The 22,832-nt window shown below is 66.7% G+C and carries 20 protein-coding genes; 14 read left to right on the top strand and 6 right to left on the bottom strand.

Features of this window, described 5'->3' with window-relative positions:
• Positions 1–8: 8 nt before the first annotated feature.
• On the top strand, positions 9–1,109 hold the full coding sequence (locus G9E11_RS05570) for a polyprenyl synthetase family protein (RefSeq protein WP_190603699.1): 1,101 nt from the start codon (positions 9–11) through the stop codon (positions 1,107–1,109).
• A 417-nt stretch (positions 1,110–1,526) separates the two neighbouring features.
• Positions 1,527–2,378 carry a type IV toxin-antitoxin system AbiEi family antitoxin domain-containing protein gene (locus G9E11_RS21585; RefSeq protein WP_349769241.1) on the top strand — a complete coding sequence of 284 codons (852 nt, stop codon included), beginning with the start codon at positions 1,527–1,529 and terminating at the stop codon, positions 2,376–2,378.
• A gap of 92 nt (positions 2,379–2,470) precedes the next feature.
• Here the strand turns inward: G9E11_RS21585 and G9E11_RS05565 are convergent, their stop codons facing one another.
• Both G9E11_RS05565 and G9E11_RS05560 read right to left on the bottom strand, forming a co-directional pair.
• On the bottom strand, positions 2,471–2,893 hold the full coding sequence (locus G9E11_RS05565) for a hypothetical protein (RefSeq protein WP_190603697.1): 423 nt from the start codon (positions 2,891–2,893) through the stop codon (positions 2,471–2,473).
• A 14-nt stretch (positions 2,894–2,907) separates the two neighbouring features.
• Positions 2,908–3,579, bottom strand: a complete 672-nt coding sequence (locus G9E11_RS05560) for a trimeric intracellular cation channel family protein (protein WP_190603695.1) — start codon at positions 3,577–3,579, stop codon at positions 2,908–2,910.
• A gap of 60 nt (positions 3,580–3,639) precedes the next feature.
• On the opposite strand from G9E11_RS05560, the gene G9E11_RS05555 reads away from it, so the two are divergent.
• The 9 genes from G9E11_RS05555 to G9E11_RS05515 all read left to right on the top strand — a co-directional run bounded on the left by G9E11_RS05555 (position 3,640) and on the right by G9E11_RS05515 (position 13,894).
• Positions 3,640–4,443: a sirohydrochlorin chelatase gene (locus tag G9E11_RS05555; protein WP_190603693.1), complete on the top strand. Its 804-nt coding sequence runs from the start codon at positions 3,640–3,642 to the stop codon at positions 4,441–4,443.
• A gap of 144 nt (positions 4,444–4,587) precedes the next feature.
• Positions 4,588–6,327, top strand: a complete 1,740-nt coding sequence (locus G9E11_RS05550; RefSeq protein ID WP_190603691.1) for a nitrite/sulfite reductase — start codon at positions 4,588–4,590, stop codon at positions 6,325–6,327.
• Positions 6,324–7,043, top strand: a complete 720-nt coding sequence (locus G9E11_RS05545; RefSeq protein WP_190603689.1) for a phosphoadenylyl-sulfate reductase — start codon at positions 6,324–6,326, stop codon at positions 7,041–7,043. The genes G9E11_RS05550 and G9E11_RS05545 overlap by 4 nt, the downstream gene beginning before the upstream one ends.
• Positions 7,040–7,987, top strand: coding sequence for a sulfate adenylyltransferase subunit CysD (cysD, locus tag G9E11_RS05540; RefSeq protein WP_102971351.1), 948 nt, complete (start codon positions 7,040–7,042; stop codon positions 7,985–7,987). Before G9E11_RS05545 ends, cysD begins: the two co-directional genes overlap by 4 nt.
• Entirely contained in the window at positions 7,987–9,408 is a 1,422-nt protein-coding gene (locus tag G9E11_RS05535; protein ID WP_246468761.1) for a sulfate adenylyltransferase subunit 1, read from the top strand. The genes cysD and G9E11_RS05535 overlap by 1 nt, the downstream gene beginning before the upstream one ends.
• Before the next feature lie 280 nt (positions 9,409–9,688).
• Positions 9,689–10,855, top strand: coding sequence for an RtcB family protein (locus tag G9E11_RS05530; RefSeq protein WP_190603688.1), 1,167 nt, complete (start codon positions 9,689–9,691; stop codon positions 10,853–10,855).
• A gap of 126 nt (positions 10,856–10,981) precedes the next feature.
• Positions 10,982–12,136: an ABC transporter substrate-binding protein gene (locus G9E11_RS05525; protein WP_246468759.1), complete on the top strand. Its 1,155-nt coding sequence runs from the start codon at positions 10,982–10,984 to the stop codon at positions 12,134–12,136.
• Positions 12,137–12,192: 56 nt separating this feature from the next.
• Positions 12,193–12,918, top strand: coding sequence for an ABC transporter ATP-binding protein (locus G9E11_RS05520; RefSeq protein WP_190603686.1), 726 nt, complete (start codon positions 12,193–12,195; stop codon positions 12,916–12,918).
• Positions 12,908–13,894 (top strand): ABC transporter permease, encoded by a 987-nt coding sequence (locus tag G9E11_RS05515; RefSeq protein WP_190603684.1) that lies wholly within the window; start codon positions 12,908–12,910, stop codon positions 13,892–13,894. The genes G9E11_RS05520 and G9E11_RS05515 overlap by 11 nt, the downstream gene beginning before the upstream one ends.
• Positions 13,895–14,145: 251 nt before the next feature.
• Here G9E11_RS05515 and G9E11_RS05510 read toward each other — a convergent pair whose 3' ends face one another.
• Positions 14,146–16,347 (bottom strand): Rv1352/Rv1906c domain-containing protein, encoded by a 2,202-nt coding sequence (locus G9E11_RS05510; protein ID WP_246468757.1) that lies wholly within the window; start codon positions 16,345–16,347, stop codon positions 14,146–14,148.
• Between the two features lie 200 nt (positions 16,348–16,547).
• Between G9E11_RS05510 and cobA the strand changes: the two genes are divergently transcribed.
• Complete coding sequence (gene cobA / locus G9E11_RS05505; RefSeq protein WP_190603682.1) at positions 16,548–17,819, top strand: uroporphyrinogen-III C-methyltransferase; 1,272 nt, start codon at positions 16,548–16,550, stop codon at positions 17,817–17,819.
• An 87-nt stretch (positions 17,820–17,906) separates the two neighbouring features.
• Positions 17,907–19,373 carry an FAD-dependent oxidoreductase gene (locus tag G9E11_RS05500; RefSeq protein WP_190603680.1) on the top strand — a complete coding sequence of 489 codons (1,467 nt, stop codon included), beginning with the start codon at positions 17,907–17,909 and terminating at the stop codon, positions 19,371–19,373.
• Between the two features lie 102 nt (positions 19,374–19,475).
• Here the strand turns inward: G9E11_RS05500 and G9E11_RS20985 are convergent, their stop codons facing one another.
• From G9E11_RS20985 to G9E11_RS05485, 3 genes are read right to left on the bottom strand one after another with little or no spacing between them, the layout of a single operon-like run.
• The gene (locus tag G9E11_RS20985; RefSeq protein WP_246468755.1) at positions 19,476–20,870 is read right to left on the bottom strand and encodes an SRPBCC family protein; all 1,395 of its coding nucleotides are present in this window, start codon (positions 20,868–20,870) and stop codon (positions 19,476–19,478) included.
• A 35-nt stretch (positions 20,871–20,905) separates the two neighbouring features.
• Complete coding sequence (locus G9E11_RS05490; protein ID WP_190604202.1) at positions 20,906–21,733, bottom strand: DUF1206 domain-containing protein; 828 nt, start codon at positions 21,731–21,733, stop codon at positions 20,906–20,908.
• 52 nt (positions 21,734–21,785) lie between these two features.
• The gene (locus G9E11_RS05485) at positions 21,786–22,076 is read right to left on the bottom strand and encodes a hypothetical protein (RefSeq protein ID WP_190603679.1); all 291 of its coding nucleotides are present in this window, start codon (positions 22,074–22,076) and stop codon (positions 21,786–21,788) included.
• 166 nt (positions 22,077–22,242) lie between these two features.
• On the opposite strand from G9E11_RS05485, the gene G9E11_RS05480 reads away from it, so the two are divergent.
• The gene (locus G9E11_RS05480; protein ID WP_190603677.1) at positions 22,243–22,776 is read left to right on the top strand and encodes a hypothetical protein; all 534 of its coding nucleotides are present in this window, start codon (positions 22,243–22,245) and stop codon (positions 22,774–22,776) included.
• Positions 22,777–22,832 lie beyond the last annotated feature (56 nt).

Genomic DNA, 22,832 nt, shown 5'->3' with positions numbered 1-22,832 from the left:
GTTAACCCGTGACCAACTCCGCGAACCACAGCTGGACGCACGCCGGGCATGGCCTGCCGGACTCCGAACCCAGCCTCAACACCACTGCCATCGCCACCGGACTGCAGCTGCCGGCAGGTTTCGCGGCCATTGCGGAAGACCCGGACCTGGGTCCTGCCCTCACCACCAATCTGGCCCGGGTGGAGAAGAAACTCCGCGAAGCCATCGCCAACTCCGACCCCCTGGCTGACGCAACGTCGCGTCACCTCGTGGAGGCCGGCGGCAAGCGCATCCGCCCCCTGCTGACACTGCTCTGCGCCCACCTGGGTGACGCCTCGCTGCCCTCCGTGGTGCAGGCCGCCGTCGTGGTGGAGCTGACCCACCTGGCCACGCTGTACCACGACGACGTGATGGACTCCGCGCCCTTCCGCCGCGGCGCACCAACGGCCCACGAGGTCTGGGGCAACTCAGTGGCCGTCCTCACCGGTGACCTGATCTTTGCCCGCGCCTCCATCCTCGTGTCCGAGCTGGGCGGCCGCGCGCTAGGCATCCAGGCCCGGACCTTCGAGCGGCTGTGCCTCGGCCAGCTGCACGAAACCGTCGGGCCGCGCCCGGACGAGGATCCCGTGGAGCACTACCTGTCCGTGATCGCGGACAAGACCGGCTCGCTGGTGGCGGCCTCCGGCCAGTTCGGTGCCATATTCTCCGGCGCCGACGAGGCCTACGAGGACGTGCTGGTGCAGTACGGCGAAAAGGTGGGCGTGGCTTTCCAGCTTGCCGACGACGTCATTGACGTCACGGGTGTCAAGGTCAAGTCCGGCAAATCCCCGGGCACCGACCTGCGTGAAGGCGTTCCCACCTTGCCTGTGCTGCTGCTCCGCAAGGCCGCGGCGGACGGTGACCAGTCCGCCGTCGAACTTCTCAAGCTTATCGACGGCGACCTCTCCTCGGATGAGGCCCTCGCCGAAGCCGTCGCCGGGCTGCGCGAGCACCCAGTCACGGCGGAATCCTGGGTGGTGGCCCGTGCCTGGGCGGCCGAAGCCATCGCCGCGCTGGACCCGCTGCCCGAGGGCGTTGTGAAGGCCTCGCTGTCCAGCTTCGCGCACGCCGTGGTGGACCGCGCCAGCTAGCTTGGCCATATCTTTGGGCCCGGTATCCGTGAGGTGCCGGGCCCTCCCGGCTTAACCGGCTTAAACGGAACGGCCCCGTTTCCCTGCAGCGTTACGAGTCAAACGCTGCGCGGAACCGGGGCCGTCTCTCCGTTCGCATCAGATCCACCGGAGGCATTCAGTGGATCCGAGAAACACTCTATGACAGTTTTGTCACATCGGCGAAGTCTCTTGTTAAGCGGCGTGTCACACAGTCCAATCTCGCGAGGCGGCGCCGTCGTGACCCTGCTTGGTCTCCCGAGCCGGAAGACACGCCGTTGGCATGGCACGTTCTGAGGAGATGGCCGTCAAACCGGGTCATGACGGACGGCGTCTGTTTTGTGCACATAAGCAAACCCGCGGCTCCCCAACAGGCCTGAGTGCGCGGACAGTGGAGCGATGGACCTTGAGAAATATCTGGTTCGCCGCGGGGGAGCGGCCAAAAGGGGCGATCTGCTGCGCGCCGGGTTCCGGCGTCCCGCCCTTGAGGCTGCGGTGGATTCCGGCCGACTGTACCGGCCGCTGCGGGGGGTCTACGCACTGCACGCCGCGGACGACGGCGTCCTGGCCGCCTTCAGAGCGAACGGCCGGCTCACATGCGTGTCGGCGGCCCGCTTTTACAGCCTGTGGGCCCTTCATCCCCCACTGGAAGTGCACCTGAGTTGCGGCAACGGCGTGCCAAAGGTCGGCGTGATTGACCACGCTCCATGTATGCACGCATCCGAACCCGGCCATCCGGTGGCGGGCTTGGCCGACGTGCTCCTGCACGCACTCAAGTGCCTGCCGGAGCTTGAAGCGCTCGCGCTGGTACAGTCAGCGACCGGTCGGGGCCAGATATCCGCCGACTTCCTGAGGGAGAAACTCATCGGGAACAGGAACGGCCGCGCCCGCGCGGTACTGGGGCTGCTTATACCGCGGGCAGATTCCGTCCTGGAGGTCCTGGCCCATACCCACTTTGTCCGGGCCGGACTCACTGTCCGCATGCATGTTCCCTTACCAGGGGTGGGCGAGGTTGACTGCCTGGTTGAGGAATGTCTCGTGGTGGAGCTGGACGGGTCCACGCACTTTGAACCCCGGCAGGTCAAGAAAGATCAGCGGAGAAACAACGCCGGCATGCGCGGGGGGGTTTCTTACGCTGCGCTATTACTACGACGACGTGGTCTATCACTCCGAGGCCATGGTGGAAGAGGTCCTGGCGGTGCTCCGTCTGCGGACACTTGGCAGGTTTGCTCCCGAGTGACGCCGTCGTGACCTACTTTGGTCTGCGGGTCCCGCGACACGCCGAGGAAAGCGGCGACTCGCGGCCCGGACGCGACCAAACAGGGTCAGGACGGCAGCAGAAACTAGTCCTCGTCGGTGAAGGCCCAGTCAAACATGTCGAAGACGAACTCCGAGAAGGTGCCTTCCTCGCTCTTCCACTGGCCGCGGGCGTTGTTACGGCGGTACACGATAGGGTCGGGGACGCTCAGGTCGCCGGTGCGGAAGCCCCAAGTGAAGTTTTCTTCCTCGTCCTCCAGGAACATGAGGAAGCCTTCGTCGTCCACCTCGAGTTCCTCGGGGTCCCAGAAGTAGTGGTAGGCCTCCATGAGGTCCTCGCACCCGCCGAGTGCCAGGTAGAACTCGCGCAGCACCAGGGGGATGGTGAATTTGTGGTCGGAGAGCTCGGCGTCCAGTTCCTCGGCGGACAGCCCGTCCTCTTCCTGCCATTCGTCTTCGAGATACTTCGGAACAAGCGCACGGAACTTCTCGAGGAACATGTCAGTCATGGCTCTTATCCTAGCTAATCCCGGCCCCTCGAATTGCCGGGTTCCAAGCCCAGCCGGTGCCACCCGCGGACCGCCAGCGGGATGCGCCATGACCGTCGCCAGGCCACTACCCGGAACGCGAAGACCAGGGCCGCCACGGCGCACGCCGAGAGGGCGTTGAACGCACCCAGCAGCCACAGGACTGTGGTGAGTCCGGCGCCCAGGAAGGCCGGCAGCGCGTAGAGATCCCGGGCGTCGAACAGCTGGGGCACCACGTTGGCGGTGATGTCGCGCAGCAGGCCGCCGCCCACCGCCGTCGTGACCCCGAGCAGCACGGCGGCGACGGGGTTCATTCCAAGGGACAGCGCCTTGAGCGTCCCCGTGATGCAGAACAGGGCCAGGCCCGCGGCGTCGAACAGGATGAGGAGTGAGGTGTAGCGCTGCACGCTGGAGAACAGGAAGTACACCAGCCCGGCGGCCAGCAACGGCGGCACCAGGTAGGCCGGGTTGCTGAACGCGGCGGGCGGGCCGGAGTTGAGGATGATGTCGCGGATTACGCCCCCGCCGAGCGAGACCAGGGAGGCGAGCAGGAGAGACCCGAGTAGGTCGAACTGCTTCCGTGCGGCCAGCAGCGATCCGGACACCGCGAAAAAGAAGATGCCGGCCAGGTCCAGCCATGCCAGGGCGAAGTCAAAAGAGAATGTCATGGAGCGTCCCGGCATATTTCAAGGGGCGGACAGTGCAGCTCCAACGTTACGCTAGCCCCTATGAATAGCCCGATCCTGATCGCCTGTGCCCATGGGACCTCCAACGCGCAAGGAGCCGCCGAGGTCAACGCCCTCCGCGACGCCATCGCCGCGCTGCGTCCGGGGCTCGACGTCCGCGAAGCATATGTGGACGTCCAGGAGCCCGATCTGGTGGACGTCGTGGCCGGGCTCCCCGCGGATCCCGGCTCCATAGCAACGGCCGACGGCGGTGCTGCCGCCGGTGGGCATGGCGCCGCCGGCACGTCCGCCGTCGTCGTGCCCTTGCTGCTCAGTGTGGGCTACCACGTGAAGGTGGACATCGCGAAGGCCGTGAAGGGCCGGCCGGGCACGACGGCCGCGGCGCCGCTGGGACCCGACCCGCGCCTCGCCGCCCTGCTGGACCAGCGGCTGCGGGAAGCCGGGGTTACGGACAACGACGCGATCGTGCTCGCCGCCGCGGGCTCGTCCAACCCGAACGCCGCGGTCAGCGTTGAGGAACTGGCAGACCAGCTGAGGGCCCTGCGCTCCAACCGGATCGTCCCTGCATACGGTGCCTCGGCCAAGCCGTCCGTGCCCGAAGCCGTGGCCATGCTCCGCGAGGAAGCCGCGGGCGGCGCCGGGGCGGGGGAGTCGGCCGGGGGCGTGAGCCTTGGCGGGCGCGTGGTGGTGGCCTCGTACCTCCTGGCGCCGGGCTTCTTCCACGACCAGCTCGCCAAGGCCGGGGCGGACCTCGTGACCGAGCCGTTGCTGCCCTCGCCGGTGCTCGCGGAGATAGCGCTGGAACGGTACGACGCCGCACTGGCGGCGCACGCGGTCAGGTCCTGAAAAGCACCGCGAAGCAAGCCCCGGAATGCACAGCCGGCGGCGCCGTTCAAGGCCTCCCGGCGAGTCATGACGAAATGTTTCCTTAGGTGACTTAGCATTTCCGGGCCTTTGTGACGTGTTTCGGGGCGGCCCTACAGTCGATGCATGACTGATACAGCTGTAGCCGGAGCGGCCACGGACAAGCCCGCGCGCCCGGCCCGTGCCTCCCGACCCGCCGCCAAGCCTCACGGCCAGTGGAAGGTGGACGGAACCACCCCGCTGAACGCCAACGAAACCTGGAAGCAGGAAGACGACGGCCTCAACGTCCGCGAGCGTATCGAGTCCATCTATGCCAAGGAAGGCTTCGACGCTATCCCTGGCCAGGACCTGCACGGCCGCTTCCGCTGGTGGGGCCTCTACACGCAGCGCAAGCCCGGGATCGACGGCGGCAAGACCGCCACGCTGGAGCCGCACCAGCTTGAGGACAAGTACTTCATGCTCCGCGTCCGGATCGACGGCGGCGCCCTGACCACCGAGCAGCTGCGCGTCATCGGCCAGATCTCCGTGGACTTCGCCCGCGACTCCGCGGACCTCACGGACCGCCAGAACATCCAGCTGCACTGGATCCGCGTCGAAGACATCCCGGAGATCTGGCGCCGCCTCGAGAGCAACGGCCTGTCCACCACCGAGGCCTGCGGCGACGTTCCGCGCGTCATCCTCGGCTCGCCCGTGGCCGGCATCGCCAAGGACGAGATCATCGACCCCACCCCGCTCATCGAAGAGCTGGGCGAGCGGTTCATCGGCAACCCGCTGCTGTCCAACCTGCCGCGCAAGTACAAGACCGCCATCACCGGCCACCCGAGCCAGGACGTGGTGCACGAGATCAACGACTTCGCCCTCGTTGGCGTCAGGCACCCTGAACTCGGCATCGGCTACGACCTATGGGCCGGCGGCGCCCTCTCCACCAACCCGATGCTCGGCAAGCGCCTCGGCGCCTTCGTGAAGCCGGAGCAGGCCGCGGACGTGTGGCTCGGCGTCACCAGCATCTTCCGTGACTACGGCTACCGCCGCATGCGCACCAAGGCCCGACTGAAGTTCCTCATGGCCGACTGGGGTCCGGAGAAGTTCCGCCAGATCCTTGAGGACGAATACCTCGGCTACAAGCTGGCTGACGGCCCCGCCGCACCCAAGCCCTCCACCCCGGGCGACCACGTGGGAGTGCACGAGCAGAAGGACGGCAAGTTCTTCATCGGCGCCACCCCCATTGCCGGCCGCCTCTCCGGCGCGCAGCTGGTGAAGCTCGCCGACACCCTCGAGGCCCGCGGCTCGTACCGCCTGCGCACCACCCCGCACCAGAAGCTCGTGGTGCTGGACGTTCCCAAGGACGAGGTGGAGCCGCTCGTGGCCGAACTCGACGCCCTGGGTCTGTCCGCCCGCCCGTCCGTGTTCCGCCGCGGCACCATCGCCTGCACCGGCATCGAATACTGCAAGCTCGCCATCGTGGAAACCAAGGTCACCGCGGCCACTGCCGTCGCGGAGCTGGAACGCCGCCTCGCCGACCTCGCGGACAGCGGCCAGCTCCCGCAGGCACTGTCGCTGCACATCAACGGTTGCCCCAACTCCTGCGCCCGAATCCAGACCGCGGACATCGGGCTCAAGGGCATGATGCTTCCCACGCCCGACGGCGACCCCACCCCGGGTTTCCAGGTTCACCTGGGCGGCGGGCTGGCTTCCGTTGAACGCGACGAGGCCGGCCTGGGACGTACTGTCCGCGGCCTGAAGGTCTACGTCGCCGACCTGCCCGACTACGTTGAACGGGTTGTCCGCAAGTTCGTAGCCGACCGCGCCGAGGGACAGACCTTCGCCGAGTGGGCCCACGCAGCAGACGAGGAGGCACTCCAGTGACCGATGTTGAAGCAAAACTCCGCTCCCACGAAGAGCTGAAGGCCCTCGCCGAGGCCGGCGCCGCCGAGCTCGGCTGGGACGCCCCGGCCCGCGACGTCATCGCCTGGGTCGAGCGCAACTTCGACATGCCCGCCGTCGCCGTCGCCTGCTCCATGGCCGACGCCGTCCTGCCGGCGCTGGTCGCTGACCAGCTTCCCGGCGTCGACGTCCTGTTCCTGGAGACCGGCTACCACTTCCCGGAAACCTACGCCACGCGCGACGAGGTGGCCGCAAACCTTCGCGTCAATGTGGTTGAAGTGCTCCCGGAGAACACCGTGGAGCAGCAGGACCGGCTCCTGGGCAAGGACCTGTTCGCCCGCGACGCCGCCCAGTGCTGCGCCCTGCGCAAGGTGGCCCCGCTCCGCCGCACGCTCTCCGGCTACGAACTGTGGTTCACCGGCGTCCGCCGCGACGAGGCCCCCACCCGCACCAACACGCCGCTGGTGACGTGGGACGAGGCCAACGGCCTGGTCAAGGTCAACCCGATGGCCGCCTGGACATTCGACCAGCTGGTCCAGTACTCCGACGACAACCTCCTGCCCGTCAACCCGCTCCTGTCCCAGGGCTACCCGTCCATCGGTTGCCAGCCCTGCACGCGCAAGGTGGCTGCCGGCGAGGACCCCCGCGCCGGCCGCTGGGCAGGAACCAACAAGACAGAATGCGGACTACACGTATGAGCACTTTCATTACTGAGGAGCCCACCCTGGTGACCGACGCCGCTGAATCCACGCGCCTCTCCAGCCTGGACACCCTTGAATCCGAAGCGATCCACATCATCCGCGAGGTTGTGGCCGAGTTCGAGAAGCCGGCGCTGCTGTTCTCCGGCGGCAAGGACTCCGTGGTCATGCTGCACCTGGCCACCAAGGCGTTCTGGCCTGGCAAGGTCCCGTTCCCCGTGCTGCACGTGGACACCGGCCACAACTTCCCCGAGGTCATCGACTTCCGCGACCGGACCGTGGAGCGGCTGGGCCTGAAGCTCGTCGTCGGCTCCGTGCAGGAGTTCATTGACCGCGGCGAGCTGGCTGAGCGTGCCGACGGCACCCGCAACCCGCTGCAGACCGTCCCCCTCCTGGATGCCATCCAGTCCAACAAGTTCGACGCCGTCTTCGGCGGCGGCCGCCGCGACGAGGACAAGGCCCGCGCCAAGGAGCGCATCCTGAGCCTGCGAGACGAGTTCGGCCAGTGGGACCCGCGCAACCAGCGCCCCGAACTTTGGAACCTTTACAACGGCCGCCACACCGTGGGCCAGCACGTCCGTGCGTTCCCCATCAGCAACTGGACCGAGCTGGACGTGTGGCGCTACATCGAGCGCGAAAACATCGAACTTCCGGGGCTGTACTACGCCCACGACCGCGAGGTCTTTGCCCGCGACGGCATGTGGCGTGCGGTGGGCGAGGTTTCCCAGCCGCTGCCGCATGAGGAAGTCATCACCAAGACCGTCCGCTACCGGACCGTCGGTGACATGTCCTGCACCGGCGCCGTTGAGTCGGCTGCCGCTACAGTGCGCGACGTCGTGATCGAAGTTGCCGCCTCCACCATCACTGAACGTGGCGCCACCCGTGCGGATGACCGCATCTCCGAGGCCGCCATGGAAGACCGCAAGAAGGACGGCTACTTCTAATGACTACCGACATTGACACCGCCCGCGCCGCGGCGCTCCTTGACGAGGCCCCGCTCGCTTCCGCCTCGCTGTTCCGCTTCGCCACCGCCGGATCGGTCGACGACGGGAAGTCCACTTTGGTGGGCCGCCTCCTGCACGACTCCAAGGCGATCCTGGCAGACCAGCTCGACGCCGTTGCCCGCACCTCGGCCGACCGCGGCTTCGGCGGCGCGGCCGGCGGCATCGACCTCGCCCTGCTGACCGACGGCCTGCGTGCCGAGCGCGAGCAGGGCATCACCATCGACGTCGCCTACCGCTACTTCGCCACGGACCGCCGCAGCTTCATCCTCGCGGACTGCCCCGGGCACGTTCAGTACACCAAGAACACGGTGACCGGCGCGTCCACCGCGGATGCCGTCGTCGTACTCATTGACGCCCGCAAGGGTGTCCTGGAGCAGACCCGCCGGCACCTGTCCGTGCTGCAGCTGCTGCGCGTGGCCCACGTGATCGTGGCCGTGAACAAGATCGACCTCGTGGACTTCAGCGAGACCGTGTTCCGCGAGATCGAGGCCGACGTTCAAAAGGTTGGCCGTGAGCTGGGCCTCGGGTCTGATGGCATCACCGATCTGCTGGTGGTTCCCGTTTCCGCGCTCGACGGCGACAACGTGGTGGAGCGCTCGGCGCGCACCCCCTGGTACACCGGCCCGGCGCTGCTCGAGGTGCTCGAGACGCTGCCCGCTGCTGATGAACTCGAAAGCCACCTGGAGAGCTTCCGCTTCCCCGTGCAGCTGGTCATCCGGCCGCAGGGTGCGCTTGCACCGGACGCTGTTGCCGGCGGGCTCGACGTCGAGGAATACCGCGACTACCGCGCCTACGCCGGGCAGATCACCGAGGGCTCCGTGAAGGTGGGGGACAAGGTCAGCGTGCTGACCCCCGGCCAGGACCCGCGGACCACCACAGTCACCGGCATCGACTTCGCCGGCGCCTCGCTGGAGGAAGCCACCGCCCCGCAGTCGGTGGCGATCCGGCTGGCCGAGGAGTTCGACGTCGCCCGCGGTGACACCATCGCCGCCGCCGGCACTGTCCGCGAAAGCAGCGCCGACCTGTACGCCCAGCTGTGCTGGCTGTCCCCGAAACCGCTCCGCGAGGGCGCCAAGGTCCTGGTCAAGCACGGCACCCGCACCGTGCAGGCCCTGGTCCGCAGCGTCAACGGCAAGCTGGACCTGGCCACCTTCAACCTCGAGGGTGCCTCCAGCCTGGAGCTCAACGACATCGGCCACGCGCAGCTCCGGCTCGCCGCCCCGCTGCCGCTCGAGAACTACCTGCACCACCGCCGCACGGGCGCGTTCCTGGTGATCGACCCGCTAGATGGCAACACCCTCGCCGCCGGCCTGGTCAAGGACCACCCGGGCGACCACGAGGACGAGCGCTACAGCATCTGATTTCGCCGGAAGAGCACGAGGCCGCCGTATCCGTACGGCGGCCTCGCTCCGTTCCGGCGAGCCCGCGTTATGTGTCGGACGTTAGACGCCGGCTTCGAGGACCGACTTCGGCTTCTGCAGGTCCTTGCGCGTTGCTCTGCGGATCATTGGCAACCTTGGATCCGACGTCGATCGGTCCGGTCGTCAGCCGCTGTGAAGAGTCGATATTGTCGTACCGCTGCGGGGCGAGGTCTAGCCTAGGAATTACGTTAGTCCTCGTTAAGTCAGTGGGAGGCGAAGCATGGAATCCATTACCAGCCGGCTCATCAACTGGGCATCCATCCTGGACGACAAGACCCGCGAGCAGGCCCTGACGACCTCCCGCCTGCCCTTCATCTACCCGCACCTGGCACTGATGCCCGACGCGCACCTGGGCAAGGGCGCAACGGTGGGATCCGTCATCCCGACGCTTGGCGCCATTATTCCCGCCGCCGTCGGGGTGGACATCGGCTGCGGCATGATCGCGGTCCGTACCCAGTACACGCTCAAAGACCTGCCGCGGGACCGGAAGCCGCTGCGCGAGAACATCGAGCGCGCCGTTCCGCTGTCCGCGGGCCACAACAACCGCAAGGTGACGGCCACCGCGGAGCCGCGCGTCGCGGAGCTGCACAGGCGCGCCGAAAAGGCCGGGTTCAACCCCGCGCAGTATGTGGCGAAATGGGACCTGCAGCTCGGCTCGCTCGGGTCCGGCAACCACTTCATCGAGGTGTGCACCGACGAGACCGACGCCGTCTGGCTGTTCCTGCACTCCGGTTCACGCGGCATCGGCAACAAGATTGCCCAGCACCACATCAGGGTGGCGCAGGGCGTGGCCCGCGACAAGCGCATTAGCCTGGAGGACCCGGACCTCGCGTACCTGGAGGAGGGCACGCCCGAGTTCTCGCGGTACATCAAGGAGCTGCGCTGGGCCCAGCACTTCGCCCTGCTGAACCGCGAGGAGATGATGGACCGCGTGATCCGGCAGTTCGGTGATTGGGTCGGCGGGACGGTCAAGGAGACGGAGCGGATCAACTGCCACCACAACTTCACCCAGCAGGAAACGCATTACGGCAAGTCGGTCTGGGTGTCGCGCAAGGGCGCCATCAGGGCCGAAGCCGGCGATCCCGGCCTGATTCCGGGGTCCATGGGGACGGCGTCCTACGTCGTGGTGGGACTCGGCAACACCGCCTCCCTGAACTCCTCACCGCACGGTGCAGGCCGGGAGTATTCGCGTAACGCAGCGCGCAAGACGTTCTCGCTCGCCCAGCTGAAGGAGGCCATGCACGGCATCGAGTTCCGGGCCACCGAGGCGTTCATCGACGAGATCCCGGCCGCCTACAAGCCCATCGACCAGGTCATGCACGACGCCGCGGACCTCGTGAAGGTTCGGCACCGGCTGCGCCAGCTCGTTAATGTCAAGGGGGATTAACCCCTGAAATATTAAGGGCGCACGGGCAAGCCAATCTTGTGGCCGAATGTGACGTTGCATGAACGTGCGTGACCCCCGGTTTCCGCTCCGTTGAACCGTGTTTACGCCAGTCCCTATGGTGAATCCATGAGTACTTCCAGGCCGGGCATGACCCGCATTGTGGCCGGCGAAAGCCAGACGCCCAAGCGCCGCCGCGCCTTGGAAGTCGCGCTGGCTGTCGGCCTGGTCCTGCTGATCAGTGTTGGAGCGGTGGTTGCGTCGGCAGTGGCCCGGGATTCCAATGCCTCGGCGGCTCCTGACGCGGCGGGTACCCCGGCGGCCGAGCTAAAGCTGGGCTACTTCGGAAACATCACGCATGCCCCGGCACTGGTGGGCGTCCAGAAGGGCTTCATCGCGAAGGAGCTGGGCGACACCAAGCTCAGCACCCAGGTATTTAACGCCGGCCCCGCCGCTATCGAGGCCCTGAACGCCGGCGCGATCGATGCCACCTACATCGGTCCGAATCCGGCCATCAATTCTTTCGTCAAGAGCAAGGGCGAGTCCGTCAGCGTCATCGCCGGGGCGGCTTCCGGCGGCGCGCAACTGGTGGTCAAGCCGGAAATCAAGAGCGCAGCTGATCTGAAGGGCAAGACCCTGGCCTCCCCGCAGCTGGGTGGCACCCAGGACGTCGCGCTGCGCGCCTGGCTGGGCAAGCAGGGTTACAAGACCACTCCCGACGGCGGCGGGGACGTTGCCATCAATCCGACCGAGAACGCCCAGACCCTGAAGCTGTTCCAGGACGGCAAGCTCGACGGCGCGTGGGTGCCTGAGCCGTGGGCCTCCCGCCTGGTGCTTCAGGCCGGGGCCAAGGTCCTGGTGGACGAGAAGGACCTGTGGGACGGGTCGTTGAGCGGCAAGCCAGGAGAGTTCCCCACCACCATCCTGATCGTGAACAAGAAGTTCGCCGCGGAGCACCCGCGGACCGTGGAGGCGTTGCTTAAGGGCCACGTCCAAGCCGTGAAATGGCTTAACGACGCCCCCTCCGCCGAGAAGGCCGCCGTCGTCAACGCCGCCCTTAAACAGGACGCAGGCAAGGCACTGGCGCAGAACGTCCTTGACCGCTCGCTGAAGAACATCGTGTTCACGGTGGATCCGCTGGCGGGAACGTACAAGAAGCTGCTGCAGGACGGCGTCGATGCCGGCACCACCAAGCAGGCCGACCTCAACGGCCTCTTCGATCTCCGGGCGCTGAATTCAGTGGCCACGGAAAAAATCACAGCTGCAGGGCTGGGCCAGGATTAGCCCGGCCTCGCATCTGCGCCGCTGCATTTAACGCACCACGAACAAAGGACGGAACCATGCCAGTCGTACTGGAGAACCTGGGCAAGCGCTTCGGCGAAGGCGCCCCGGTGCTGGACGACGTCAACGCCACCATCGGCAGGGGCGAGTTCGTCGCACTCCTGGGTGCGTCCGGCTGTGGCAAGTCCACCCTGCTGAACATCATGGCGGGGCTGGAGCTCCCGACGTCGGGCGCCCTTGAGGTGCCCAGCGACGGCGCCGCCTTTATGTTCCAGGACTCTGCCCTGTTCCCGTGGCTCACCGCCCGCGAGAACGTGGAGCTGGCGCTTAAGCTGCGCGGCGTCGGCAAGGCCGAGCGGCGTGTCAAAGCCGCCGAGCTGCTGGAACTGGTCCACCTGGCCGAGGCCGCTGACCGGCGTCCGCACGAGCTGTCCGGCGGCATGCGCCAGCGCGTGGCTCTGGCCCGCTCGCTCGCGCAGGACCGCCAGCTGCTCCTCATGGATGAGCCGTTCGCGGCGCTGGACGCCATCACCCGCGACCTGCTGCACGACGAACTTGAGCGCATCTGGAAGGAAACCGGACGCACCATCGTCTTTGTGACCCACAACGTCCGCGAGGCGGTGCGGCTGGGCCAACGCGTTTTGCTGCTGTCCTCCCGGCCCGGCCGCGTGGTGCAGGAATGGGAAGTCACCGAAGAACACCGTACCGACGCCGGTCTTGCCGGACAGCTGACCGGGGTCATCACCGCCCGGCTGCGAGAGGAGATCCGCCGCCATGCCAAGTAACTCATCTCCCGTGGCCGAGACCCCAGTGGTCGAGCCTGTTGAGACCCCGCCCGTCGAAACCTCGATCTCAACCGGCGCCGCAGAGAAGGTGCACGCCGCGCTGACCCGGTCCTCCACTGGCTCGGCGGACCTGCGCGAACTCGAATCCGGGCTGGACTCTTTGCAGTCGGACGCGGTCCGCAAGGCGCGCATCGACTGGAGCCGGATCCTGCTGCCGATCGCAGCCGTCGCGGTGTTGATCATCATCTGGCAGTTCTACGTCTCGCTGGGCATCAAGCGCCGCGACCAGGTGCCCGGCCCCATGGACGTGCTGGAGCAGTTCGCCACGCTGTGGGCTGAGGGGTCGCTGCAGGAGGCCGTCTGGACATCGCTGCAGCGCGGGCTTCTGGGGTTCCTGATCAGCGTTGTGATCGCCACACCGGTCGGGCTGCTCCTGGCCCAGGTGGCGCCGCTGCGCAGGGCATTCGGGCCACTGATTTCCGGCCTGCAGGTTCTGCCGTCGGTGGCCTGGGTGCCGGCCGCCATCATCTGGTTCGGCCTTACCGACGCCACGGTGTATTTCGTGGTGTTCATGGGCGCCATCCCGTCGATCATCAACGGCCTGATCTCCGGAGTTGACCAGATCCCGCCGCAGTACCGCAGCGTGGGCACCGTCCTGGGCGCGTCGCGGCTGCAGATGGCCGTGCAGATCATCCTTCCCGCGGCACTTCCGGGCTACCTCAGCGGCCTCAAGCAGGGCTGGGCATTCTCCTGGCGTTCGCTCATGGCCGCGGAAATCATTGCGGTGGGCGGCACGATCGGCTTCGGCCTTGGCTCCATGCTGAACCAGGGCCGCGACCTTGCCGACATGACCATCGTGATGTCAGCGATCCTCCTGATCCTGGCCGTGGGTATCCTGATCGAGCTGCTGGTGTTCGCGCCGATCGAGAAGCGCCTGCTCCAGCGCCGAGGCCTCCTGGCAGGCAGCACCCGCTAAGCACCTCCAGACTCAACCCGAAAGCCCGACGGCGACTCCCGCCGTCGGGCTTTCTGCTGTCTGCTGGGTGCCGGCTGCCCCGGCGCCTGCTGCCAAAGTGGGGCACATTGCCCCGGACACGCCGAGAAATGGGTGCTGTCAGGGCGTGTCGGCCGCCAAAGTGCCCCACTACGGCATCGGCCCAGCCAAGCCTGAGGGCATAAGAAAGCCCGACGGCGGAGAACCACCGTCGGGCTTTCGCGAACCGAAGTTCAGAATCGGGTGAGCGTCCCGCAGCGGTGCACCTCAAAGCCCTTTGCCCAAGAGGGGATGGTGACAGTGATCCACCCGGAGGGCAGGTCGTTGTCATAAATATCGTAAAAGGTGCCGGTAAACCCGCTCAAGGTTGCCCAGTAGCAGACGTCACCGGCAGCAGCGTAGCCATAGTACGTTCCGGGCAGTATGTCGATACCCACCCTGTAAGTCCCATCTTTAGTGATGCTTGTTGCCTTGGCTCCGGTGGACGGAACCGTTGTCCAGTTGCCACAACCCTTAGTCTCGAACCCGACGTCACCCGGAAAGATCTGGACGTAGGTTCGTGCCGGTCCGAAGTAGTTGGCGTTGATATCGTCCAGAGTATCTCCGAAGCCGCTCAGCCGTGCCCAGTAGCAGCCGCTGCCCGATCCCGTGGCCTTGTACAGCCCCGGCTTGATCTGCGTTCCCACCCGGTACGTGCCGTCGCCGCGAAGAACCGTCACTGCCCAGGTGGGAAGTTTCGCAGCCGGGCTGGTTGCCACCCGGGTGTCGTAGTAGGTTCTGCTGGCCCAGACCCGCACGGACAGAGACTTCCCGTTGTCCGCACCGGTTACCCGGTAGGTCCTGTTACGTGCGCCCGAGATCGTCACGCCATTGCGATACCACTGGTACGCGTAGGCCGACGGCGCGGGGGAGTAGGTGCCGGGGGTCGCCGTGAGCGTCGCCCCCAGCCACAAAGCTCCGGTGATCTTCGGCGCCGTGCGCGCGGTGATGACCGCCTTGCCTACCGTGACCTGCTTGGTGGTTACCGAACGGGCCGTGTAACCGGCCTTGGATACTGTTACCTTCACGTTGACCTTGGACCCGATGTATCCAGGGCTGAGGTAGAGCCACGAAGCCGTTCCGCCGCGGATGGCCACGCCGTTCCGGTACCACTGGTACTTGTAGCTGACGCCAGGTGTCCAGCCCTGCGATATGCCCAGGGTCTGGCCGAACCGGTGAACACCCGTCACCACGGGGGACTTGGTGGCAACAATCGATCCGGCCGCAATGCTGCGAGTGGCGGAGAAACGGTCAACGGTGACGAAGCCTGCCTTGGTTGCCCGCACACGCATCTTGAGGGCCTTGCCGTAGTCGGCCGCGGACGTGGTGTATGTACGGCCGGTAGCGCCAGCGATGGCCGCAGTTCCGCGGTACCACTGGTAGGACAACGCCGCACCGGTGGGGGCCCAGACTCCGGGGTTCGCCGTCTGTACCTGACCCACGCGCGCAGTTCCGCTGACGGTGGGCACCGGTGCGGTTACGAAGGTCGCAGCCACGCCCGTGACCTGGGCGGAGGAGAGTTGCATCGAGGTGAAGCCCGGCGCTGACAGGGTTAGTTTGGCCCACAGCTTCTGTCCCACGTCGCTAGGGGTGACTACATAGCGTGCGGCTGTCGCCGACGTGATGGCCACGGCACCCCGGAACCACTGGTAGGTCACGGTTCCTTGAATGGTGAGCGGGTTCAACCGCACTTCCTGCCCGACCGCTGGCCTGCCGGTCACCGCGTTGCTCCAGGCAACAGTGAAGGCTGCCGGTCGCACACTAACGGCCACGGCTGACGCTTCGGTTCCGGCGGTCTGTGCGTCCGATGATGCCGTGACAGTGAGCTCTACGCTCTTGCCCGCCATGGACGGGAGGATGTTGAGGACATCGGCTTCGTCGAGCACGTGACCGGCCGTCTGGACGGGAACGCCGTCGACGATCCAGCTGTACTGGATCCAGGCGGCACCCGTCCACTTCCCGCCAGTGGATGTGAGGGTGCCGCCGACGACGGGGTCCCCCTCAATAACCGGAAGGCTGATGTTTTCAGGAGCGGCCGGAGCCACTTCGGCAGGCGCCGTTTCCGTAGGCGCTGTTTCCGCCGGTGTCACCTCGGCGGGCACCGTTTCCGTCTGCGTGACGTCCGCCGACGGCTCGCCGGCCGGAACTGGGTCGGCAGGTGCCGGGTCAGCTGGAGCCGGATCAGCTGGAGCCGGGTCTGCGGGAGAAAGATCCGCGGGTGCCGGCTCAACCGGAGCCGGTGCGGGCTCCGTGACAGTGCCTGTGTCCATCGGCAGCGCCTGTGCTGCCGGAGCCATCAGGAGTCCGGCGAGCAACGCGATGCTGCCGGCTGTGGCAATGCTCCTGGTCAGAAGACCAGGGCGCGTCCGCGAACGGACGTTTTCGTGCAGAGACAACTAGTGTCCTTCCCCCATGTTGAGACCGATCGGCGATCCCGATCCCAGTCATTGTAGGGCTGGCCACAGACATTCTTCGTCCCGCATGCACGCGCCGGGCCTGAACCTTGGGAGAAACTAATGTGACGCTGCGTTACCTTGCGTGAACTGGTGTTTCCGTTGCGTTGTTGGGGAATGTGACGCGGCCCTACCGTTGATTCATGGCAATTCAGGACATTTACCCCACGGCGCTGCGCCTCCTCGGCCGCCCTGTGCTGGTGGTGGGCGGCGGACGCGTTGCCGCGCGCCGCGCGAAGGGCCTGCTCGACGCCGGTGCCCGCGTCACCGTCGTTGCCCCCGAGGCCATCACCGCGCTCCGTGAACTCGCCGACGCCGGCCTTCTCACCTGGGAGCCACGCACCTACCGCTCCGAAGACGTCGACGGCGTCTGGTTCGTCCAGACCGCCACCGGCGATCCCGCCGTCGACACCCGCGTAGCGGCCGACGCGGAGGCGCAGCGCGTCTGGTGCGTCAACGCTTCCGACCACGAATCCTCAGCTGCCTGGACACCCGCTGTCGCCGAAGTGGACGACGTCAAGATCGCCGTCAACGCCGGGGGAGACCCGCGCCGTGCAATGGCCCTGCGCGATGCCGTTGCCACCGCCCTGGAATCCGGTGACCTGCCGCTGCGCCGCCGCCGCGCCCACCGTGGATCCGTCGCCCTTGTCGGTGGCGGCCCCGGCGACACCGGCCTCATCACCGTCCGCGGCCGCCGGCTGCTCGGCCAGGCCGACGTCGTCGTCGCCGACCGCCTCGGCCCCCGTGAACTGCTCAACGAACTTGCCCCGGACGTCCGCGTCATTGAGGTGGGCAAAACCCCCGGCCACCACCCCGTGCCGCAGGCCGAGATCAATCGGATCCTCGTCGAAGAGGCACTTCAGGGCCACCGCGTGGTGCGCCTCAAAGGCGGCGACCCGTACGTCCTGGGCCGCGGCGGCGAGGAAGCAGAATTCTGCCGCCGGCACGGCGTCGAGGTTGAAGTCGTTTCCGGTGTGACCTCCGCGATCTCCGTCCCCGCCGCCGCCGGCATCCCGGTCACGCACCGCGGCCTGGCGAAGGGCTTCAGCGTTGTCACCGGCCACGAGGAACTGTCCGAGGTCCCGGCCCGCGCCGACCACACCGTGGTGCTCCTCATGGGCGTGGGCCAGCTCCGCGAATCCGCGTCCGCCCTCGGCAAAGCCGGCCTGCCCAGTGACACACCAGTTGGTATTGTTGAAAACGGCTACCTGCCGGACCAGCGCGTCACCATAGGCACCCTCGGCACCATCGCCGACCAGGCCGAGGCCGCCGGCGTCGCCAATCCTGCAGTGATCGTCATCGGTGACGTTGTCCGCGTCAGCCCCTTCGCGCCGTCGCACTTCAAAACCGCTGACTACAGCACCACCAGCCCCAACAAGCCCCGCACAAGCACCACCCGCGTTCTCACCCCCTGAAACCCGTCGATTGCTCCATAACTGCCCTTATGAAGGTTCAAAAGGGCGCCTACGGAGCAATCGATGCAGAAGAAAAGGAACACAGCCGTGTCAACCAGCACTCCCGTAGGAACCGCCGCCCGCCCGTTGCGCGTGGCCGTCATCGGATCCGGCCCGGCCGGCGTCTACGCAGCGGACATCCTCACCAAGAGCGAGGCCGTCAAGAGCGGCGAGCTGACAGTGAGCATCGACCTCTTTGACCGCTACCCGGCGCCCTACGGCCTGATCCGCTACGGTGTGGCCCCGGACCACCCGCGCATCAAGGGCATCGTGAACGCCCTGCACAAGGTCCTGGACCGCGGCGACATCCGCTTCTTCGGCAACGTGGACTACGGCACGGACCTCTCCATCGAGGACCTGAAGACGCACTACGACGCCGTCATCTTCGCCACCGGTGCCATCAAGGACGCCGACCTGAACATCCCGGGCATCGAACTCGAGGGCTCCTTCGGCGGCGCCGACTTCGTATCCTGGTACGACGGCCACCCGGACGTGTCCCGCGAATGGCCGCTGGATGCCAAGGAAATCGCCGTGATCGGCAACGGCAACGTGGCCCTGGACGTGGCCCGCGTCCTCTCCAAGCACGCCGACGACCTGCTGGTCTCCGAAATCCCGGACAACGTCTACGCCAGCCTGAAGGCGTCGCCGGTCACGGACGTCCATGTCTTCGGCCGCCGCGGCCCGGCCCAGGTGAAGTTCACCCCGCTGGAGCTGCGCGAGCTGTCCCACTCCAAGGATGTGGACATCATCCTGTACCCGGAGGACTTCGAGTTCGACGAGGAATCGGACCGCCAGATCCAGAGCAACAACCAGATCAAGACCATGGTTGGAACGCTCACCAACTGGATCGCCGAGCAGCCCGAGGACGTCTCCGAGCTTAAGGCCTCCCGCCGCCTGCACCTGCACTTCCTGCACAGCCCGGTGGAAATTTACGACGACGCCGAGAACCCCGGGCGCGTCAGCGGCATGAAGTTTGAACGCACCGAGCTGGACGGAACGGGCAATGCCCGTGGCACCGGCGAATTCATCGATTACCCGGTCCAAGCTGTTTACCGCGCCATCGGCTACTTCGGTTCCGCCCTGCCGGAGGTCGAGTTCGACCACAAGAAGGGCGTTGTCCCGAACGCCGGCGGCCGCGTCCTGGATGCCTCCGGCGAGCACGTCCCAGGTATCTACGCCACCGGCTGGATCAAGCGCGGACCGGTCGGCCTGATCGGCCACACCAAGGGCGACGCTCTGGAGACCGTGACCTTCCTGCTGGAAGACCGCGAAAACCTGCCGGTTGCCGAGGCACCTGCTGCCAGCGCCGTCGTCGACCTGCTTGAAAGCCGCGGCGTGGAATTCACCACTTGGGAAGGCTGGCTGGCCCTGGACGCCCACGAGCTCGCCCTCGGCGCCGAGGCCACTGCGGCTGGCGGCTCGCACGGTGTTGAGGTTGTGCGTGAGCGCATCAAGGTGGTGCCGCGCGAGGACATGGTCTCCATCTCCCGTGACGGGATTGCCGCCAGCGTCTAACGTCCTCTTTTCCAGCGCGCGAACTGGCAGCTAATGACCCCAAACCCCTGGTTTGACGTCATTATCTGCCGGTTCGCGCGTTTGTTTGTTAAGCCCGCAGCGTCAGTTACCCGCGCCGCCGGCGGCCATGAGCTCGAGGCGCTGCAGGGTTTCCCGGTTGCGCACTGTGATGATCGGATCCCGCAGCGCCTTGGGAACCGCCAGGCCTGGGCCGCGGACGGCGTCCTCGCTCATCGTGACCCGGCACTGCTCGCCGAGTTCCTCGAGCGTAATGACCACCTTGGCCTCGCCGATGGGCCAGCCGCGCGCGATCAGTTCCAGCTGCCGCCCCGGGTCGGCCGCCGTCACCTTGGTTGAATCGTTGATGAGCAGCGGCCACGAGCCCACGGAATGATGGAGCAGCGAGCCGACCTCCGGCCAGTGCGCGTCCACTGAGCGGATTCTCGAGGCGCCCACCACCCAGCCGGAGTAGAGCCAGCCGTCCGCGATAACTTTCCATACTGACGATGCCGGTGAATTGAAGACCTGGGTGACGGTTGACATGGTGTTCCTTTCGTCGGCCGAACCATGGCGCCGGTTGGCGGAGTTCCGGTCTGCGGCTGTGAACCCGGCGGGATCCGGGGCGCCAATAATGCGGGGAGAGGGGCGCCGGGCGGCCCGGTACGAGCGCTCCCGGAGCCGGCGGGCCCAGGGATATGTCCCGGCGCCGGGCAGGGGATGTTTCAGCGGATCGAACCGGATGGCCGTGTCCGCACCTTCTGTCTTGGTACTGTCCGTTTCCGTACTGTCCGTGTGCCCGGCGTCGTGCGCCGCGGCCCTCAGATGCAGCAGACCGGCCTGCACCCACCGGCCTGCCGGGGTGGCGTAATGCAGGGCCAAGGTCCAGTCTCCGGTGGCCAGCGACTCCTTGAAGTTTCCCCTGGTGTCCGCCCTGCCGGTCGCGCGCCCGGGCAGCGACACTGTGCGTAGCCCCAAAAGGACCGGGCCGTTGGCACCCCTGTACGGCATCAGCGTGGTGAACCTTGCGCTCCCAACATCCAGCTTGGGCAACAGCATGAAGCGGCCAGGAACGCCCCAGCCGGTCGAAGCAAACAGGACATCCCCGACGTCGGCACTGTCGCCGGCGCCCGCAGCACCGGTGTCACCGGAAGCGGCCGAAGTCCGCAGCGCCAAACCCAGTATGTCCGGCAGCGACTCGGGAAGGCCCACCGAACGGGAGAACCGGCCGCGCACCTGGCGGGTCCCGGCGTCGTCGAGCCAGGCGATTCCGCTGGCCGCCGGAAGACCTGCCGCTGCTCGGCCCGCGGCGCCCGTGAGGTTCAGTTCCCCCACCAGGCTAATGCCGCGCGGATGGATGGGGCGAACGGGGCGCACTGCCTTGATCGCCCGGAACACGGCAGCGAAACCGTGCCCGGCGAGGTCTGCCGCCCGGTTGGAGGCACGGCTGGACGTCCGACGTGGTGCCCCGCCCGGATCACCGCTGAATCGTCTTTTCATGCGTAGCCTTCCCATGATTGGACCCTTCCCCATGGTTACATCCTGCCGAACTTTGACCGGACCAGGGCGAAGATTCCGTAGCAAATGAAGCCGGCACCGATGGCAAACAGCAGGTAGGGCCCGTACACATGGTCGCGCAAGGCCTTCAGGCTGCCGTCGAGGCCGGTGGATTCTTGGGGGGTGTGTTTGGCGGCCGCGATGGCGAAGAGCAGCCCGGTAAGGAACAGCGCGATGCCTTTGGCCACGTGACCGGTCACACCCAGGGTGTCGATGAGTTTGCCCCGGCGGGTGCCGTCGAAGTGGAAGAGCTCCTCCTTGAAGCCGCGCCGGAAGCCCTTCGCCACGAAGTAGATGCCCACGCCGATGACGGTCAGGCCGAGGGCGCTAAGGATCACGCCGCCAAAGGGGTTGCTGAGGAGAGCCGCGCTCACGTCCCGTGTTGATTCGCCTGAGTCGCCGCGAAGACCCACCGCGAAACCGCCGAAGCTGAGCCCAACGCTGCCATAAGCGATCGCGAGGAAGCCGGAGGAGATCAGCTTCCCGATCCGTTCCTTGCGCGGCAGATGGCGGGCCCGGAGCGTGGCCTCGCTCAGCTGCCAGAGGGCGAGCCCCCAGCACGCGATCAGGCACGCCCACATGACTGCCGGGCCCCAGGGGTTGGCGGCCAGCTGTTCGATGGCGCCGGTGGGCTCGGCCTCCCCGGGATGGCCGAAGGCCAGGGCAATCGCAATGGCACCCAGAACGACGTGCAGCAGAGCCATCACAGCGAAACCGGAACGCGCGACGACATCGAGCGCCTTGGTGTTCGATGCAGCCTCCGCGGCGTCGGCCGCCTCGCTGATGGTCGAGTCGTTGTCCGTAATGCCCTCCGGTAGCCGTTCCCGCTTAGCCGTCCTGCGTTGTGCCGTACGGCATTTAGCCGTTCATCGGCCCTTCCGCGTGGATGCGCTCGGCGCCCTCACCCACGAGTTTCACCGTGCAGCGCACCACGAGGTCGTCGGGCGCGGTGTCGATGTCGACGAGGGCGTCGCCGGCGCTGAGGACGGTGAATACTTCCGAGCCTGCCTCGACGTCGAAGCCCTTGCTTTTGGCGGCCTGCGTCGCGTTCGCCAGCGCCTCGCCCTTCAGCCCGTCCACGTACGCCTGGTCGTCCTCGCGTTCGGAGTCCCCGAATGCCCAGCCGAACAGTGTTCCTGTTGATCCCATGGCCTTGATTTTACGCACAGAACCATTGATATTACGGGCTATCGTAACGTTAGTAAGTGTGCTTACCATGTGGGGACCATGTTATTGGTTCGGCTGCCGGGCACCTGGACCCAGGGCCCGTCACAGCCACTGTTCCGGATTGAACTCTCGTATTAGGAAGGACATCATGGCTGGAAACCTTTTTGCACGGTCTGTTCATGACCTCACGGCAGCGGCCTGGTTTGGCGGTTCCCTGATGGGGGCGGTCGGCCTCAACGGAGCCGCTGCTGAGGCGAATGACCCCGCCGAGCGCACGCGCCTCTCGAGCCGCGGCTGGATGAAATGGGCTCCGGTCCAGACGGCCGCCTTCGCAACCCACCTGCTTGCAGACCTGTTCATTGCGCTTGAAAACAAGGACAGGATTGCAAGCCAGGAGGGCGTGGCCCGGGACACCATCTACAAGACGGCCGTCACGGTGGCGGGGGCCGCGGTCACCCTGTACGCGGGTGTGCTGGGGAAGAAGGTGGACAAGCTGGCCGATGAGGGTGCCGAAGGTGCCACCGAACCGCGGTCCGGCTCGTCCGCGAAACTGCAGTCGGCGCAGAAGCAGCTGAAGTTGCTGCAGTGGACCATCCCCGCCTTCGCCGCCTCTGTCATCGTCCTTGGCGCCAAGCACGGTGAGATGCAGAGGCCCAAGAACGTCTTCAAGGGGCTGCGCTGACGGCGTTCGCCTCAGGCAGTAAACGCACGACGGCGGCCGGGCACCCAAGTGCCCGG

Source organism: Arthrobacter ipis, assembly GCF_014694315.1.
Classification (GTDB): Bacteria; Actinomycetota; Actinomycetes; order Actinomycetales; family Micrococcaceae; genus Arthrobacter; species Arthrobacter ipis.
Note: the sequence above shows the minus strand (reverse complement) of the source record. Positions and strands in the feature narration are given on the sequence as shown.

Excerpts from the sequence above, each read along its gene's own strand:
- G9E11_RS21585 (WP_349769241.1), top strand. The coding sequence starts at position 1,527 with ATGGACCTTGAGAAATATCTGGTTCGCCGCGGGGGAGCGGCCAAAAGG.
- G9E11_RS05535 (WP_246468761.1), top strand. The coding sequence starts at position 7,987 with ATGACTACCGACATTGACACCGCCCGCGCCGCGGCGCTCCTTGACGAG.
- G9E11_RS05560 (WP_190603695.1), bottom strand. The coding sequence starts at position 3,579 with ATGACATTCTCTTTTGACTTCGCCCTGGCATGGCTGGACCTGGCCGGC.
- G9E11_RS05555 (WP_190603693.1), top strand. The coding sequence starts at position 3,640 with ATGAATAGCCCGATCCTGATCGCCTGTGCCCATGGGACCTCCAACGCG.
- G9E11_RS05550 (WP_190603691.1), top strand. The coding sequence starts at position 4,588 with ATGACTGATACAGCTGTAGCCGGAGCGGCCACGGACAAGCCCGCGCGC.
- G9E11_RS05480 (WP_190603677.1), top strand. The coding sequence starts at position 22,243 with ATGGCTGGAAACCTTTTTGCACGGTCTGTTCATGACCTCACGGCAGCG.
- G9E11_RS05565 (WP_190603697.1), bottom strand. The coding sequence starts at position 2,893 with ATGACTGACATGTTCCTCGAGAAGTTCCGTGCGCTTGTTCCGAAGTAT.
- G9E11_RS20985 (WP_246468755.1), bottom strand. The coding sequence starts at position 20,870 with ATGAAAAGACGATTCAGCGGTGATCCGGGCGGGGCACCACGTCGGACG.
- cysD (WP_102971351.1), top strand. The coding sequence starts at position 7,040 with ATGAGCACTTTCATTACTGAGGAGCCCACCCTGGTGACCGACGCCGCT.
- cobA (WP_190603682.1), top strand. The coding sequence starts at position 16,548 with ATGGCAATTCAGGACATTTACCCCACGGCGCTGCGCCTCCTCGGCCGC.
- G9E11_RS05485 (WP_190603679.1), bottom strand. The coding sequence starts at position 22,076 with ATGGGATCAACAGGAACACTGTTCGGCTGGGCATTCGGGGACTCCGAA.
- G9E11_RS05520 (WP_190603686.1), top strand. The coding sequence starts at position 12,193 with ATGCCAGTCGTACTGGAGAACCTGGGCAAGCGCTTCGGCGAAGGCGCC.
- G9E11_RS05530 (WP_190603688.1), top strand. The coding sequence starts at position 9,689 with ATGGAATCCATTACCAGCCGGCTCATCAACTGGGCATCCATCCTGGAC.
- G9E11_RS05515 (WP_190603684.1), top strand. The coding sequence starts at position 12,908 with ATGCCAAGTAACTCATCTCCCGTGGCCGAGACCCCAGTGGTCGAGCCT.
- G9E11_RS05525 (WP_246468759.1), top strand. The coding sequence starts at position 10,982 with ATGAGTACTTCCAGGCCGGGCATGACCCGCATTGTGGCCGGCGAAAGC.